This window comes from Pseudaquabacterium pictum (assembly GCF_005403045.1).
Classification (GTDB): Bacteria; Pseudomonadota; Gammaproteobacteria; order Burkholderiales; family Burkholderiaceae_C; genus Pseudaquabacterium; species Pseudaquabacterium pictum.
Window position 1 is genome coordinate 89,698 of the sequence record NZ_BJCL01000016.1, and the last position, 16,657, is coordinate 106,354.

A 16,657-nucleotide genomic window follows, 5' to 3' on the forward strand; every position below is an offset into this window, starting at 1 on the left:
CTGCCGAAGCGGCACAGGGCCCGCGGTTTCAATCCGGTGCCGGGCCCGCAGCCCGGCACCCCCGGCATCACAGCTTGTAGTTGATGCCGAACAGCACGGTGCGGCCGTACTTGGTGTTCTGGCGCACCTGCGTCGGGTCGTTGTTGTAGTACTCCTCGTACGGCTCGTTGGTGGCGTTGTTCACCTGCACCAGCAGCGACAGGCCCTTGGCCGCACCCGACTGGAACTCGTAGCCGAACTGCAGGTCGACGATGCGCTCGGCCTTGGCGTACTCGAACGAGCGGTCGGCGCCGAAGCCGGTCACCTCGGCCACGTACGGGCCGCGGTAGCGGTAGCTGGCGCGGGCCGAGAAGCCGCGCTTCTCGTAGTAGCCGGTCAGGTTCCACACATCCTTCGACAGGCCGGGCAGCGGCCGGGTGTCGCCGGGGCCGAAAGGCGAGATCTTGCTCTCGGTCAGCGAGGCGGTGTAGATCACGCCGAAGCCGTCCAGCGACTTGCTGACCATCTCCAGCGGCACCGACAGCGAGAACTCCGCGCCGCTGATCGAGCCGCCGCTGCCGTTGGCCGGCTGCTCGAACAGGCCGATGTCCGACGCCGGCGCGGGCTTGCCGGTGGGCACGGTGATGCCGGCGAAGCTGCGCGGCACCTTCTGCTTGTAGATGTAGGTCTTCAGGTCCTTGTAGAAGCCGGCGATCGAGACATAGCCCTTGTTGCCGAAGTACTTCTCGAAGGACAGGTCCAGCGCATCGGCGCGCCAGGGCTTGAGCTCCGGGTTGCCGCCGTCGCCGGTCCACACCGACGGCACGCGGCTGGCGTCGACGTCGAACTTGCGGGTGGCGCGCAGGTCGTCCATGCGCGGGCGGGCGATCTGCTTGGCCACACCCAGGCGCAGCACCTGCGAGTTGGGCAGCGACAGCGCCAGGTTCAGGCTGGGCAGGACGTCGGTGTAGGTGGTGCCGGCGGTGTTCTGGCGCTGCTTGGACTTGTCCGACAGGTCCACGTCGAAGGCGGTGGAGCTCTGGTTGGTGTGGATCACCTGCAGGCCCACGTTGCCGCGCAGGCCCATGCCACCCACCTCGGTGTCGATGTCACCCTTGACGAAGGCGGTGGTCACCTTCTCCTTGACCGTCCACTGCTTGTTGATGATGTCGCTGTTGTTGATGTTCTCGCGCAGCGTGTAGAGCTGCGAGAACGCCTGCGCCGGGTCGTAGCTCAGCATCGACGGGATGCCGATGAAGGCCAGCGAGGTGCTGCTGCGGAGCATGCCCGCGGGCACGGTGGTGGGCGCGGTCTTCAGGTCGGTGAAGTACTCGGGCACGTTGCGCGACTTCTCGCGCTCGGTGTAGTTGGCGCCCAGGTCGATGCGGGAGATGAAGCCCAAGTCCAGGTCACGCTGGCCGCCGAGGCGGAACGACTTGATCTCGTCGGTGACCTGGGGCTCCTTCAGGTAGCCGGCCTGGCCCCAGCCGCCGGAGTCGACCAGCTTGATGATCGCCGGATCGGCGTAGTTCAGGCCCGCGCGCACGCTGGGCACGCCGCCACCCACCGGCAGGTTGACGGTGAAGGTGTCGGTGGCACCGGCGCTGCCCGGCACGGTGCCCGAGTACAGCTCGAGGATGGACTCGCTGCGCGTGGCCTTGGACCAGCTGATGTCGGTGGTGGCCGTCCAGCCCGCCAGCTTCAGCTTGTTGTTCCAGCCGAAGGCCTTGATGTCGTCCTCGCGGGTGTTCAGGTCATGGCGGAACACCGGCTTCACGCCCACGTAGTCGGCCGAGGTGAGCACGCCGCCGCTGAAGGTGTTGGGGCCGGTCGAGGTGGCGCCGCTGACCTTGGGGTTGGTCAGCGTCGCGCCCGACCAGGCCAGGCCGCTCTCGAAGCCGCGCTGCAGCGCGGTCTTCTCGTACTTGGAGTAGTACAGGTCGACCAGGCTCTCGAAGTCCTTGTTCGGCTTGTACTGCAGCACGGCCATCAGGCCGTCGCGCACCTGCTTGGCCGATTCGGCCCGCACCTGGATGCCGCCAGGCAGGCGCACGTCGTTGTAGGTGTCGGCGCCGATGGTGCCGCTGCCGCTGGGGTAGCCCCAGCTGCGGTAGTACTCGTTCTGGTTCGGAGAATCCAGCCGCGCATAGCCCAGGGCGACGCCGATGGTGCGGTTGGCGAACTGGTCGATGTAGGAGACGCTGAAGCGGCTGCCGTTGGCGCCGGCGCCGCCGGCGTTCAGGCCGCCCATCGAGTTGCGCTCGCCACGCAGGTTGACGGCGATGGCACGGCTGTTGAAGTTCAGCGGCCGCACGGTCTGCATGTCGATGGTGCCCGACAGGCCCTGGCCCACGAGGTTGGCATACGGCGTCTTGTAGATCGACACGCCGCTGAGCAGCTCCGACGGGTACTGGTCGAACTCGGCGGCGCGGTTGTCGCCGGTGCTGACCTGCTCGCGGCCGTTGAGCAGCGTGCCGGCGAACTGGCCGGCCAGGCCGCGGATCTGGATTTCCTGCGCGCGGCCGTTCACCCGCTGGGCGGTCAGGCCCGGCAGGCGGGCCAGCGATTCGGCGATGCTGTTGTCGGGCAGCTTGCCGATGTCCTCGGCCGAGATCGCCTCGACGATGCCGTCGGCGTTCTTCTTGACCGAGATGGCGTTCTCGATGCCGCGGCGAATGCCGGTCACGGTGACCTGCTGCTCGGCCTGCTGCTGGGCCACGGCCATGTCGGTGGCGGCGAGCAGCAGGGCGGCGCAGCTCAGGGCCACGGGCCGCAGGCGGAACACCTGGCGGCCGCGGCTGGTGCGGGCGGGTTGGGGGCTGTGGGTCTTCAAGGTGGTCTCCTCTGGAACAGGAAGGTCTGCAGGGCGTGCCGGATCGCGGTCTGTGTCGCGCCAGCTGCAGCGTTTGCAAAACTGTGCAAAGAAGATCCTGTACTAAAACTAGATCCGTTGCCAGGGGGCCTGCCCCAATCCGACCCGCATTTGGAGTGCCGCCCCCAGCAGCCAACCAGTTCACCACGCTGGTAGATCAGGGAAAACACCAGAGTGAAGTTGCAAAATCGCAACGGCCGCCGAGCGGCCGGAATGTAGCCTTACTACATGCTGACCCGCCACCCAGGAGCTGCCGGCCCGCCATCCGGCGCGGACCACCAACCGCCGCAGCGGCCACGGCCGGCCCTGCCACGGCGCCGCGCCCTGTTGAGCCTGGCCGCTGCCGGGCTGCCGCCGGCACTGCTGGGCGGCTGTGCTGCGCCGGGCGCCGCCGAGACCGGCCCGGCCGGTGGCGGCCGCTTCGTCACCACGCCAGCCTTTGCCTCCGCCCATGCCGCGCCGCGGCGGGTGACGGTGTGGCTGCCGCCGGGCTATGACAGCGGCACCGGGCGCCACCGCGTGCTCTACATGCACGATGGCCAGAACCTGTTCGACCCCGCCGACGCCCACGGCGGCCAGACCTGGGGCGTGGTGCCGGCGCTGCTGGCGCTGCGCGCGGCCGGCCGGGTGGCGCCGACCATCGTGGTGGGCGTCTGGAACACGCCGCTGCGCCGGCAGGAATACGGCCCCGCCGCGCCGCTGGCCGGGCTGCCGGCCGCCTGGCGCGATGCCGTCTACGGCGGCCCGGCGCTGTCCGACGGCTACCTGCGCTTCCTGGTCGACGAACTGAAGCCGCACATCGACGCCACCTACCGCACGCTGCCCGGTGCGGCCCACACCCGGGTGATGGGCTCCAGCATGGGCGGGCTGATCTCGCTTTATGCGCTGGTGCAGCACCCGGGCGTGTTCGGCGCGGCAGGCTGCGTGTCCACCCACTGGCCGCTGAGCACGCAGCCCGCCTGGATCACCCCGCCGGGTGACCCGCGGGCGGCGCAGGCCCAGCAGGCGCTGCGCGACTGGCTGGCCGAGCGGCTGCCGGCACCCGGCGCGCACCGCCTGTACTTCGACCACGGCACGGTGAACCTGGATGCGCTCTACCCGCCGCTGCAGGCGCAGGTGGATGCGGTGCTGGCCGCGCGCGGCTGGCAGCGCGGCCTGCACTTCACCAGCCGGCAGTTCGACGGCGGCGACCACAACGAGGCGGCCTGGCGCGCCCGGGTGCGGCTGCCGCTGGAATTCCTGCTGTCAGCCTGACCCGGGTTGCCGCCAGCCTCGCCGGGCGCCCGGCTCGGTCAGGCGCCGCGCACCACCGACTGCTCGATGGCCAGGGCCGAGCCGCCCAGCGCGGCCAGGGTGTCGGTGATCAGCGCGGTGGGGATGGCCGCCAGGTAGGGCTGGAAGCGGCCCTTGGCCTCGAAGCGCTGGCGGAAGGCCGAGCGGAAGAAGCGGTCGGCAAAGCGCGGCACGATGCCGCCGCCGATGAAGACGCCGCCGCGCGCGCCCACGGTGAGCGCCACATTGCCGGCAAAGCCGCCCAACAGGGCGCAGAACAGGTCCAGCGTCTGGCCGCACAGCGCGTCGGTGCCGGCCTCGCCGGCATCGACGATCTCGGCCGCCGACAACGCCGGCGCCACCTGGTCGTGCACCGCCGCCAGCCCCTGGTGCAGCACTGGCAGGCCGATGCCCGACAGCAGGCGCTCGGCCGAGACATGGCTGTACTGGCGGCGCACCGCGGCCAGCAGCGCACTCTCCAGGTCGTCGGCCGGCGCCAGCGTGGCATGGCCGCCCTCGCCCGGCAGGGCCACCCAGCCGCCACGGCCGTCGGGCACCACCGCGCCCACGCCCAGGCCGGTGCCCGGGCCCACCACCGCCAGGGTGCCGCCGGCCGGCCGCGGCACGCCCGGGTGCGCCCGCACCTGGGCAGCCTGCAGGCCGGGCAGCGACAGCGCCAGCGATTCGAAGTCATTCAGCAGCAGCAGGCTCTGCAGCCCCAGCGCCGTCTGCACCGCGCTGCGCGAGAAGTCCCAGTGGCTGTTGGTGAAACAGACGCGGTCGCCGGCCACCGCGGTGGCCACCGCAAACGCGGCGTGGCAGGGCGGGCGCGCATCCCCATCGGGGGTGGCCGCCAGCTTGGCCAGGTAGGCGCGGGCGGCCTCGGCCGGGCCGGCGTAATCGGGCACCGGCAGCTTGTGCACATGGGCCACCGGCGCGCCGGGCGCCGCCACCCAGCCGAAGCGCGCATTGGTGCCGCCGATGTCGGCCACCAGCCGCGGATGGCTGGTGCTGGCCGGTGCGGGGCCGGTGGCACCCGGGATGCTTGCAGTGATGGTCGGCACGGTCGGTTCTTCTTGGAAGTGCGGGGCCGGCACCGGCGGCGCCGGGCACGGCCGCGGGCATGCAAGCGGCGGGCCCGGCCGCGCCACCGGCACGGGCGCCATCGGGATCAGCTCTGAACAGGTAGCGAAACTACACGCACCCGGCCACAAAATCCATCCCGGCGATCCAGCAGAGCTGCCGCCGCGCCCTCTGCGCAACCGCAATTCCCCAGGAAAACACGGTGCCGGATGGCCGCCCAACGCGGCGCCGGGGCATGTAGTCGAGCTACACATTGTGCAATACTCGATCGCGTTCCACGGCCCCGGCCGGCGCCCGTCTTGCAGCGTCCGGCCACAGCTCCGCACCGCATGGCGACCTACGACCCCCCGCGCCTGATTGCCGACATCGGCGGCACCTACGCCCGGTTCGCGCTGGAGACGGCGCAGGGGCGCTTCAGCGCGCCGGCCTCGCTGCGCTGTGCCGACCATGCCGATTTCCATGCCGCGGTGCGTGCCTACCTGGCCACGCTGCCGCCAGGCACCGCGGTGGAGCATGCGGCGGTGGCCATCGCCAACCCGGTGGAAGGCGACCGGGTGCGCATGACCAACTACCACTGGGAGTTCTCCATCGAGGAGATGCGCCAGCAGCTGAAGCTGGACACCCTGCTGGTGGTCAACGACTTCACCGCGCTGGCGATGTCCCTGCCGCGGCTGGACAGCCAGGGCAGCCGCCAGGTGGGCGGTGGCCAGGCGGTGGCGCGCAGCGTGATCGGCCTGCTGGGCTCGGGCTCGGGCCTGGGCGTGTCGGGCCTGATCCCGGCCGGCGACGGCTGGGTGTCGCTGGGCAGCGAAGGCGGCCACACCGCGGTGGCGCCCCGCGACGAGCGCGAGATCGTGGTGCTGCGCCATGCCTGGCAGCAGTTCGACCATGTCTCGTTCGAGCGCCTGCTGTCAGGCCCCGGCCTGGCGTTGATGTACAAGGCCCTGGCCGCGCATGCCGGCGTGCCGGCCGAGAACCTGGCCGCGCCCGAGATCACCCGCCGTGCGCTGGCCGGCGGCTGCCCGGTGTGCCTGGACACCATCGAGGTGTTCTGCGCCATGCTGGGCACGGCGGCGGCCAACCTGGCCGTCACGCTGGGCGCCTTCGGCGGCATCTACATCGGCGGCGGCATCGTGCCGCGGTTGGGTGCGTACTTCGACCGCTCGCCGTTCCGCAAGCGCTTCGAGGACAAGGGCCGCTTCAGCCGCTATGTGGCGGCCATCCCCACCTACGTGATCACGGCCGAGCACGCCACCTTCGTCGGCGCCTCGGCCATCCTCGATTCGCAACTCAAGACGCTGAAGGCCACGCCGGGCTCGGCCATCCTGGGCCAGATCCGCCGTGCCTGCAGCGAGCTGTCGCCGGCCGAGCTGCGGGTGGCCGAGCATGTGCTGGCCCACCCGCGCGCGGTGCTGAACCAGCCCATCGTCGAGATCGCCAAGGCGGCGCAGGTCAGCCAGCCCACGGTCATCCGCTTCTGCCGCAGCCTGGGCTGCGAGGGCCTGAGCGACTTCAAGCTGCGCCTGGCCTCGGGCCTGACCGGCACCGTGCCCATCACCCATGTGCAGGTGACCGACGACGACTCGTCGGTGGAGCTGGGCAGCAAGGTGCTGGGCAACACCGCCAGCGCCATCCTGCAGATGCGCAGCCAGCTCAACAGCGACATGATCGACCGCACCATCGCGCTGCTGGCCCAGGCCAGCCGGGTGGAGTTCTACACCGTGGGCCAGTATGGCGGCGTGGCGGTGGATGCGCAGTTCAAGTTCCTGCGCTTCGGCATCCCCAGCGCGGCCTACACCGAGACGCGGCTGCAGACCCTGGCCGCCGGCGTGCTGAAGCCCGGCGACGTGGCGGTGGTCATCAGCAGCGGCGGCCGCCTGCCCGAGCTGCTGGAGGTGGCCGACGTGGCCCGCGCCCGCGGCGCCGCAGTGGTGGCCATCACCGCCAGCCAGAGCCCGCTGGCGCGCAAGGCCGACACCGTGCTGGCCGTCGACCATGTCGAAGACGCCAGCACCCATGTGCCCATGGTCAGCCGCATCCTGCAGCTGCTGATGGTCGACATCCTGACGGTGGGCGTGGCCATGCGCCGGCCGGTGCCGCCGGCGCTGGAAGCCAGCGTGCAGGCGCTGGAGAGCGCTGCCGCCGCCCGGCCGCCGCGCAGTGCGCCGCCGGCACCCGGCAGCGACGCCGGTGCGTCGCTGTCCCGCATGACGCTGCACAGCCGCTGACGCGGCAGCGCCCCTGCGGCCGGGCCGCCGGCCCGATCCATGGCATCGGTCGGCCGCCATGGCCGAGTTCCCCCGCACCCTCAAGCACATCACCGTCTGGCTGCTGCTGGGCGCCGGCGTCTTCCTGGGCGTGCAGGCCTGGCAGCGCCAGCAGGCCCACAGCCGCTTCAGCAGCCAGGGCGGCGTGATCGAACTGCGCCGTGCGGCCGACGGCCACTTCCACTGGCCGGGCCGGGTCAACGGCGTGGCGGTCGAGTTCCTGGTGGACACCGGCGCCACCCGCAGCGCCCTGCCCGAGCCGCTGGCCCGCGCCGCCGGGCTGGTGGCCGAGGGCCGGGTGCAGTCGGCCACCGCCGGCGGCACGGTGACCGGCTGGGTGGGCCGCGGCGACCTGCGGCTGGACGGCGGCGTGCAGGTCGAACGCATGCCGATCACCGTGCTGCCGGCACTGGGCGCGCCGCTGCTGGGCATGGACGTGCTGGGACGGCTGGACTTCAGCCAGGCCGACGGCGTGCTGCGGCTGCGGCCACCGACCGATTGACCAGCGACACCGCCGCGCCGCGCCGGGTGTGACTTCGCCCCGCCCGGCGGCTACCATGGCCCGGCACCACCCACACAACAACCCCAGGAGATGCCATGACCGACCCCACCAGTGCCTTCGCCAAGATGGTGCCGGGCTTCGACTTCCTGCAGGGCCTGGTGAAGAACGCCGGCGCCGCCATGCCCGGCGTCGGCCAGTGGATCGCCCCGACGCTGGACCCGGAAGAGCTGGACAAGCGCATCAACGACCTGCGCACCGTGCAGTTCTGGTTGGAGCAGAACGCCCGCATGCTGGGCGCCACCATCCAGGCGCTGGAGGTGCAGCGGATGACGCTGAGCACGCTGAAGACGATGAACGTGTCCTTCGGCGACCTGACCGAATCCCTGAAGATCCGCCTGCCGGCCGAGGCACCCGAGCCGGTGGCCGTGGCGCCGGCCCCCGCGCCGCCGCCTGCACCGGCACCGGCGCCAGCCGCCGCCGTCGCGCCCGAGGTGCCGCCCGGCGTGATCGACCCGATGCAATGGTGGGGCGCGCTGACCCAGCAGTTCACCCAGCTGGCCGCCAACGCCATGCAGGAAGGCGCCACCGACAGCGCCCGCAACCTGGCCGGCAACCTGGTCAAGCAGGGGCTGGACGCCGCCAGCGAGACCTTCCGCCAGGCTGCGGCCATGCCGGTGGCGGTGGCCAAGACCGCCGGCGCCGCCGCGCAGAAGCTGGGTGGCCGGCCGGCCGCCGCAGCGAAGAAGGCGCCCGCCGCCAAGCCGGCGGCCCGCAAGGCCGCCCGCCGGCCGGCCGCCAAGACCCGCTGATCCTGTCTCCCCGAACCACTTGAACCGCAGCACCATGCAGGCCTTCATCGTCGGCCATGCCACCCACCCCGATGGCCACATGGCCCTGGCCCTGGCCGCCGCCCAGGTGGAGGCACGCCGCGCCGCGCGCCAGCCGGCCTTCCTGCCCACGCTGGGCCTGGTCTACCTGACCGATGCGCTGGCGCCGCAGGCCGACGCCCTGCTGGCCGAGCTGCAGCAGCGCTGGCCCGGCGTGCACTGGGCCGGCACGGTGGGCGTGGGCGTGCTGGCCGGCGGCGTGGAGTACATCGACGAGCCGGCCCTGGTGCTGATGCTGTGCAACCTGCCGCCGGCCAGCTTCCGGCTGTTCAGCGGCCGGCTGCCGATGCCCGCCGGCTGGGCCGACAGCGCCCTGGTGCATGCCGATCCGGCCACGCACGACCTGGACGACCTGCTGCTGGAACTGGCCGGCCGCACCGGCAGCGGCTACCTGTTCGGCGGCCTCACCGCGTCGCGCAGCCGCCGGCTGCACATCGCCGACGGCGTGTTCGAGGGCGGCCTGTCGGGCGTGGCCTTCCTGGCCCATGAGCCGTCGGACCCGGTGCCGGCGCCGCGGCTGGTCTCGCGCGTCACCCAGGGCTGCCAGCCGCTGGGGCCCACCCGCCAGGTGACGGCGGCCGACGGCAACCTGGCGCTCACGCTCGATGGCCAGCCGGCGCTGGCGCTGCTGCTCGATGAGCTGCAGGTCAGCCTGCAGCAGCCGCAGCGGGCGATGGCGGCGCTGCGCGGCACCCTGGTGGGGTTGACCGATGGCGGCGATGCGGCGCTGAACCGCGGCGGCCAGTTCGGCAGCGACACCCGGGTGCGCCACCTGATCGGCATCGACCCCGGCCGCCAGGGCATCGCCGTGGCCGAGCACCTGCAGCTGGGCCAGCAGTTCGCCTTCTGCCGGCGCGACGTGGCCGGCGCCCGGCGCGACCTGGTGCGCATCTGCGCCGAGATCCGCGAGGAGATCGAATCCGCCGCCGAGGCGCAGCCGGCTGCCGGCGGCGGGCCGCCGCCGGTGCCGCGCATCGTCGGCGCGCTGTATGTCTCCTGCTCGGGCCGCGGCGGGCCGCACTTCGGCGCGCCGTCGGCCGAGGCGCAGATCGTGCAGCATGCGCTGGGCGATGTGCCGCTGGTGGGCTTCTTCGCCGGTGGCGAGATCGCCCGCCACCACCTTTACGGCTACACCGGCGTGCTGACCGTCTTCACCGCGGTGTAGCCGCGCCAGCCGGCGGCCAGGTGCGCCAGGCCTGGTGGCGCGCCGCCAGGCCCTGCAGGCCCAGCCGGTCGACCAGCGCGCCGGCCTCGGCCCGGCGGGCCTGGCCCGCAACGGGGTCGTCCAGCGCATCGGCTTGCAGCAGCCAGGCCTCGGCCAGCGCTTCCTGCAGGCCGGCGGCCTGGGCCACCGCCGCCATCTCGGCCGCGGCAGCGGCAGCGCCCGTGCGGTCGCCGGCGGACCAGGCCCGATCGGCCGCGGCGCGGGCCCGGCGCCACTGCACCAGCGGGTGGTGGCTGCGTGCGCCCGCGTCCTGCAACCGCTGCAGGGCCGCAGCGTCGGCTGGCCGGCCCAGGGCACAGGCGGCCTGCACCTGGGCCAGCGCCAGCTGGCTCAGGCGCAGCGGCTCGGGGGTGGCGGCCAGCAGTGGTGCGGCAGCGTCCAGCGCCTGCTGCGCCTCGGCGGCCCGGCCCCATTGCAGCAGCAGGCGGGCGCGGCGCACCAGGGCCTCGGCTTCGAAGCCGGGGCTGGACTGCTCACGCGCCATGGCGAGCGCCCGCTGCAGCGCGGCATCGGCCTCGCCATGGCGGCCGGCGCTGGTCAGCACCAGGCCCAGCACCAGCAGCGACAGCGTCTCGGTGTGGGCCACGCCGGCCCAGCTCTGCAGGCTGCGGCGGGCCATGGTCTCGGCCTCGCCGATGCGGCCCAGGGCCTGCAGCATCACCGCCAGGTCGTTCTCCACCGTGATGCCGCGGCAGTAGTCGGGGTGCAGGTCCAGCAGCCGGGCCAGCGCATCGTGCGCGGCCTGCACCTGACCGCCGAACCAGTGGATCTGGCCCTCGTAGCTGAGGAGCGTGGGACGCCGCGGCGCCAGCGCGCGCAGTTGCGCCAGCAGGGCCCAGGCGCCGGGGATGTCGGGCGCGCGCATGGCCAGCTCGATCAGCACCTCCAGCGCATCCACCTGCTCGGACGAGGGCAGCGCGGGCAGCAGCTGGCGCAGCCGCCCGGCATGCTGGCCGGCGCGGGCGATGTCGCCGGCGAACACCCGGTTGTCGACCAGGGCGGCCAGGGCCCGGCCTTCGATGTGGCGGCGCTGGGCGGCATCCGCCACCGCGCCCAGCTGGGCCAGCACCGCGTCCAGCGCGGTCTGGCCGCGGGCCAGGTCGTCGAACAGGTCGCAGGCGGCCAGCTCCAGCCGCGCGCGCAGGGCCTGGGTGGCATCCAGCGAGTCGTCGGCCACGGTGCGCCATTGCGCCCGGGCCTCATCGAAGCGGCCGCGGGCCTTGAGCTGCTCGGCGCCGCGGTGCTGCCAGGCCAGCGCGGTCTGCGGCTCGCCGGCGGCCTGCCAGTGGCTGGCGATGCCCAGCGCATCGGCCTCGGGCTGGCCGGCCAGCCACAGCGCGGCATGGCGGTGCAGCGCCTGGCGCTGGGCCAGCGGCAGGGCATCGGCCACGGTCTGGCGGATCAGGTCATGCCGGCAGGCCAGGCCGGCGCCGGTGTCGCCCAGCAGGCCGCTGGCCACCGCCAGCGGGCCGGCGGCCGCCCAGTCGGCGTCGCTGGTGCTGCCGGGCATGTCGCCGGCGGCGGCCGGCGGGCGCAGCGCCGCCGCCGGCACCGGCTGCACGAACACCGCTGCCGCCTGCACCGCCTGGCGCACCGCCGCCGGCTGGGCCTGCAGCCGCGCCAGCACCAGGCGCGCCACCCGGGCGCCGGTGGGGCCGGCCGCGTCGACACCGCTCATGCCGGCGGCCACCAGCTCGCCCAGCAGGAAGGCATTGCCACCGCTGAGCGCATGCAGCCGGTCCAGCGCCTCGGCATTGAAGGCCTGGGCGGGCCAGCGGGCGGCGCAGGCATCGGCCAGCGCGGTGCGCGACAGGGGCGGCACGGCCAGCTCCTCCAGCCGCACGGCACTGCGCAGCGCGTCCAGCGCCTGGGCCAGCGCCGGGCCGATGGCATGGGTGCGTGCCGCCGCGCGCCAGGGCAGGCGGCCGCTGTGGGCCAGCATCAGCAGCCAGTCGACGGTGGCGCTGTCGCACCACTGCAGGTCGTCGACCAGGAGCACCGGCGCGAGCGATTCGAACGCGCGCGCCAGGGCTTCGGCCAGGCGGGTCTGGGCGGTCAGCGCGTCCAGCGGCGGCAGGGGTTCGTCGGGCGCCAGGTCGGGCAGCAGGCGGGCCAGGTCGAGCCGGTAGGGCCGCAGCGGGTGCTGCGGCTCGCGCAGCCAGCGCGCCAGGCTGTCCAGATGCGGGCGCAGCGCATCGAGCAGCGGGCGGTAGGGCATGCCGTGCAGGCCCTCCAGCCCGCGCAGGCAGGGCGCCTGGGGCCAGGCAGCGCGCAGCAGCGTGGTCTTGCCGGCGCCGGGCTCGCCCAGCAGCAGCAGCGCCGGGCTGGGGCTGGCCAGCAGGCGCTGCCACTCGGCCTGGCGGCCGGGCGGGGCGGCGGTCTGCGCCAGCGCGGCGGCCGGCGCGGTGGCCGGGGCGGGCACCAGGCCGCGGCGGCCGGCCTGCAGCCAGTCGGCCTGCAGCTGCTGGGCGGTGTCGTCGCACCACTGGACGAAGCCGTCGTAGCCGGGCAGGCGCCAGCCCTGCAGCCACTGCGCCGGACTCAGCCGCGCCAGCAGCGCGGCATCGCCGCTGGCCTGGGCGGCGCGCAGCTGGGCCAGGTCGGTGGGCAGGGCCAGGCGCAGGCGGGCGCGCTCGCCTTGCAGCGCATCGGCCAGGCCCCAGGTGGTGAGCAGCTTGCGGGCGCGGTTGAGGTTGGTGCGCAGGTGGTGCAGCGCATCGGCGGGCGCGGCGTCGGGCCAGAACACCGCGGCCAGCTGCTCGCGGGTCATCCAGCCACCCTGGGTGGCCAGCACCACCAGCAGCGCGGCCGGCAGGGTCAGCGGCAGCGGCTGGGGCGGCTGGTCTTCAGGGGCCCAGGCGGGCGAGTGCAGCAGGTACAGCATGGCGGACCGCAGTGTCGCTGCAGTGGTGCCGGGCGGGCGCCGCGCAGGCGCCATGGGCGGCGCGGCGGTGCCGCCGCCGATCACGCCGGCTGGCGCCCGGCGCGGCGCCCGGCGCGGCGGTTCGCCAGGCCCACCAGCGCTGCACCGGCAAGCGCCAGCGCCCAGGTGGCGGGCTCGGGCACCGCCGCCGCGACGCCGAAGACATCGATCTCCCGGTAGCCGGCAAAGCCGTAGTCCAGCCCGTCGTTGAAGGCGAAGCGCAGGCTGTGCACCTGCCGGGCCAGCACGCCGCTGCTGTCAGTGAGCAGCACGCGGGTGTTGGTGTTGCCGCCGGGTGTGGTGGCATTGAAGAACACCGTGGCCAGCGGGAGAAAGCGCAGCGGATCGGCCACCGTGGCGTACGACAGCGTGTAGGCCTGGCCGCCGCGGTTGCCGTCCCAGCCGGCATGGGTGGCGATCGCCGTGATGTCCTGGCCCAGACCGGTGCCGGCCTGCAGGATGAAGGTGGCGGTGTTGCTGCCGTCGGCGGTGGCCGCCTCGCCGCCCGGGCCCTGGAAGCCCTGGCCGCCGTAGATGCCGTTGGCCAGCGCCGCGGCGCCCGCGGTGCCGGTGCGGGCAAAGTCGCCGGTGAACTGGCTGCCCGCCAGCGCCGTCTGCAGCAGATCGTCGGCGGCGACGGTGAAGCCGAGGTTCGCCTGTTGCTGGGTGGTGATCTGCACGGTGGCGTGGGCGTCGAGGGTCAGCAGACCGAGCGTCGAGAGCGTCAGGCAGGCGAGGTGGCGCATGAAGGGGCGGTTCCGGTGGGTGGGTGACAGACAGGCGGATCGTCGGCCCGCAGCGTCTCCGCGCCGTCTCCGCCGCTGGCCCGGGCACCCCCGCGGTTGTGGGGGCGCGGGCGCGGTCGGACCCGCGGCGTACAGTGGGCGGACCGCGCCCCATCGCCGATGCCCCCGATCCGCATCCCGCCCATCCACTGCCTGCAGGCCTTCGAGGCCCTGGCGCGGCTGCGCAGCGTGACGCTGGCCGCCGAGGAACTGCATGTGACGCCCAGCGCGGTGAGCCACCGCATGCGCCAGCTGGAGACGCTGCTGGGCACGCGGCTGTTCGCCCGCAGCGACTTCACGCCCAGCGCCGACGGTCAGGCCTACCTGGTGCAGGTGCGCCAGGGCCTGCAGGTGCTGGCCCAGATGCCCGGCCACCGCCAGGCCGCGCCCAGCGCCGCGCGGCTGCGGCTGGCGGTGACGCCGACCTTCTCGCGCGCCATCCTGATGCCGCGGCTGGCCGCCTTCCGCCGCGCCTGGCCCGAGGTGGACCTGGTGCTGCAGGTGGCCATCCCGCTGCTGGACGTGAAGGCCGAGGAGGCCGACCTGGAGGTGCGATTCGGCACCGGGCCCTACCCCGGCGTGGAGCAGGTGCGCATCCTCAGCGACGATGTCTGCCCGGTCTGCAGCCCCGACTACGCCATCGAGGCCGGCCCGTTCCCGCGGCATTTCGAGACCGCCGACGAGGTGGCCCGCGCCCGGCTGATCCGCAGCCCGCTGGTGCCCTGGAGCGTGTGGTTCCAGGCCTGCAACATCCACCTGCCCGAACCGCACGAAGGCGCGCAGTTCAACGACGTGGGCCTGATGCTGGACGCCGCGGCGGCCGGCTTCGGCGTGGCGCTCACCCGGCCCAAGCTGGCCGCCGCCTGGCTGGACAGCGGCCGGCTGCTGCGGCTGTCGCCGCGCAGCGTGCCGTCGCCGTTCCACCACTTCCTGTGCTGGAAGCCGGGCACGCTGGCGCGCTGGGAATGCGCCGCCTTCGTCGACTGGCTGACGGCCTCGCTGCAGGCCTGAGCCGCGCGGCACGGCTGACGCGGGCCTGACGGCCTGAAATCTCCTCACGCCGCGGCGCAGTGAATTTCACGCGCCGCCGCTCCCCCGTCGGCACCATGCGCAGCGACGAGGTGCAGCGCCCGCTGCAGGCATGCCGGTGGTCCCCGACAGAGGTGGCCCAGGCGCACACGAGGAGACATCCATGGTTTGGCAACAGGTCTACGACCCCTTTCACAACATGTTCATCTCCACCGCCCTGGCCGCCGTGCCGGTGGTGGTGATGCTGGTGGCACTGGGCTTCCTGCACATCAAGGCCCACATCGCCGCCGGCCTGGGCCTGCTGGCCGCGGTGGCGGTGGCGGTGTTTGCCTACGGCATGCCGGCCGACCTGGCCGGGCGCGCGGCCATGTACGGCGGCTTCACCGGCCTGCTGCCGATCGGCTGGATCGTGCTGAACATCATCTTCCTGCAGCAGCTGGCCGAGCAGAACGGCAGCTTCCAGGTGCTGCAGGACTCGCTGTCGGGCATCACCGAGGACCGGCGGCTGCAGCTGCTGCTGATCGCCTTCTGCTTCGGCGCCTTCTTCGAAGGCGCGGCCGGCTTCGGCACGCCGGTGGCGGTGACCGCGGGCATCCTGATCGGCCTGGGCTTTTCCCCGCTGGCGGCCTCGGGCCTGAGCCTGATCGCCAACACCGCGCCGGTGGCCTTCGGCGCACTCGGCACGCCGGTGATCACGCTGGCCAAGGTGCACGGCTACGACCTGATGGAGGTGACCGCGATGATCGGCCGCCAGCTGCCGTTCTTCAGCCTGCTGGTGCCGTTCTGGCTGATCTGGGCCTTTGCAGGGCGCAAGGCGATGTGGGAGATCTGGCCGGCCATCCTGGTCACCGGGCTGAGTTTCGCGATCCCGCAGTACCTGGTCAGCAACTTCATCGGGCCGGAGCTGGTGGACATCATCGCGGCCATCGTCTCGATGGTGGCGCTGATCGCCTTCCTGCGGGTGTGGCAGCCGAAGACGGTGTGGACCTCGCCGTCGCTGCGCGGCAAGGACGTCAGCGCGGCGGAGGCCAAGCCGCCGCGGCGCATGGTGCGGCACGCCCGGGCCGACCTGGTGCGGGCCTGGACGCCCTGGGCCATCCTGACGGTGGCGGTGTTCATCTGGGGCCTGCCGCCGGTCAAGGAGTTCCTGAACGGCGTGTACGCGCCCAAGTTCCCGATCGACGGCCTGCACAACCTGATCCAGAAGGTGCCGCCGGTGGTGCCCACGCCGCACTTCGAATCGGCCATCTACACGCTGAACCTGCTGTCGGCCACCGGCACCGGCATCCTGCTGGCGGCGGTGCTGGGTGCGCTGGTGATGGGCTACCGGCCGGTGGCCATCGTGCAGTGCTTCGGCCGCACGCTGTGGCTGGTGCGCTACTCGCTGCTGACCATCGTGCTGATGCTGGGCCTGGGCACGCTGACCCGCTTCTCGGGCACCGACACCACGCTGGGCCTGGCCTTTGCCAACACCGGCTGGCTGTACCCGTTCTTCGGCACCCTGATGGGCTGGATCGGCGTGGCCATGACCGGCAGCGACACCGCCAGCAACGTGCTGTTCGGCGGCATGCAGAAGGTGGCGGCCGAGCAGCTGGGCCTGAGCCCGAACCTGATGGGCGCGGCCAACAGCTCGGGCGGCGTGATGGGCAAGATGATCGACGCCCAGAGCATCGTGGTGGCCAGCACCGCCACCCGCTGGTTCAACCACGAGGGCGACATCCTGCGCTATGTGTTCTTCCACTCGGTGGCGCTGGCCTGCCTGGTGGGCGGCTTCGTCACGCTGCAGGCCTATGTGTGGCCATTCACCCTGATGGTCGTGCACTGATTGCATGC

Annotated in this window: 11 protein-coding genes; 7 read left to right on the top strand and 4 right to left on the bottom strand. The window is 73.0% G+C overall.

All coding sequences use genetic code 11. The features are described 5' to 3' along the window. Window positions 1-67 precede the first annotated feature (67 nt). Window positions 68-2,812, bottom strand: coding sequence for a TonB-dependent receptor (locus FFT10_RS22630; RefSeq protein WP_228027252.1), 2,745 nt, complete (start codon window positions 2,810-2,812; stop codon window positions 68-70). Window positions 2,813-3,178: 366 nt separating this feature from the next. On the opposite strand from FFT10_RS22630, the gene FFT10_RS22635 reads away from it, so the two are divergent. Next, window positions 3,179-4,105, top strand: a complete 927-nt coding sequence (locus FFT10_RS22635; protein ID WP_162520884.1) for an alpha/beta hydrolase — start codon at window positions 3,179-3,181, stop codon at window positions 4,103-4,105. Between the two features lie 38 nt (window positions 4,106-4,143). Here the strand turns inward: FFT10_RS22635 and glk are convergent, their stop codons facing one another. After that, on the bottom strand, window positions 4,144-5,187 hold the full coding sequence (gene glk / locus FFT10_RS22640; RefSeq protein ID WP_228027253.1) for a glucokinase: 1,044 nt from the start codon (window positions 5,185-5,187) through the stop codon (window positions 4,144-4,146). 348 nt (window positions 5,188-5,535) lie between these two features. Between glk and FFT10_RS22645 the strand changes: the two genes are divergently transcribed. From FFT10_RS22645 to FFT10_RS22660, 4 genes are all read left to right on the top strand, one after another. After that, on the top strand, window positions 5,536-7,434 hold the full coding sequence (locus FFT10_RS22645) for a glucokinase (RefSeq protein ID WP_137735157.1): 1,899 nt from the start codon (window positions 5,536-5,538) through the stop codon (window positions 7,432-7,434). Between the two features lie 58 nt (window positions 7,435-7,492). Further along, the gene (locus FFT10_RS22650) at window positions 7,493-7,975 is read left to right on the top strand and encodes a retropepsin-like aspartic protease family protein (protein WP_137735158.1); all 483 of its coding nucleotides are present in this window, start codon (window positions 7,493-7,495) and stop codon (window positions 7,973-7,975) included. Between the two features lie 95 nt (window positions 7,976-8,070). Next, on the top strand, window positions 8,071-8,784 hold the full coding sequence (locus FFT10_RS22655) for a PhaM family polyhydroxyalkanoate granule multifunctional regulatory protein (RefSeq protein ID WP_137735159.1): 714 nt from the start codon (window positions 8,071-8,073) through the stop codon (window positions 8,782-8,784). A 34-nt stretch (window positions 8,785-8,818) separates the two neighbouring features. Beyond that, the gene (locus tag FFT10_RS22660) at window positions 8,819-10,027 is read left to right on the top strand and encodes an FIST signal transduction protein (RefSeq protein ID WP_137735176.1); all 1,209 of its coding nucleotides are present in this window, start codon (window positions 8,819-8,821) and stop codon (window positions 10,025-10,027) included. On the opposite strand, the gene FFT10_RS22665 is transcribed toward FFT10_RS22660, so the two are convergent. Further along, on the bottom strand, window positions 10,014-12,971 hold the full coding sequence (locus FFT10_RS22665) for an AAA family ATPase (RefSeq protein ID WP_162520885.1): 2,958 nt from the start codon (window positions 12,969-12,971) through the stop codon (window positions 10,014-10,016). The two genes, FFT10_RS22660 and FFT10_RS22665, sit on opposite strands and share 14 nt — an antisense overlap. 80 nt (window positions 12,972-13,051) lie before the next feature. Then, on the bottom strand, window positions 13,052-13,756 hold the full coding sequence (locus FFT10_RS22670) for a PEP-CTERM sorting domain-containing protein (protein WP_137735161.1): 705 nt from the start codon (window positions 13,754-13,756) through the stop codon (window positions 13,052-13,054). Between the two features lie 159 nt (window positions 13,757-13,915). Between FFT10_RS22670 and FFT10_RS22675 the strand changes: the two genes are divergently transcribed. Together FFT10_RS22675 and FFT10_RS22680 are read left to right on the top strand one after the other, a co-directional pair. After that, on the top strand, window positions 13,916-14,806 hold the full coding sequence (locus tag FFT10_RS22675; RefSeq protein ID WP_137735162.1) for a LysR substrate-binding domain-containing protein: 891 nt from the start codon (window positions 13,916-13,918) through the stop codon (window positions 14,804-14,806). A gap of 181 nt (window positions 14,807-14,987) precedes the next feature. Then, window positions 14,988-16,649, top strand: coding sequence for an L-lactate permease (locus FFT10_RS22680; protein ID WP_137735163.1), 1,662 nt, complete (start codon window positions 14,988-14,990; stop codon window positions 16,647-16,649). Window positions 16,650-16,657: the final 8 nt, after the last annotated feature.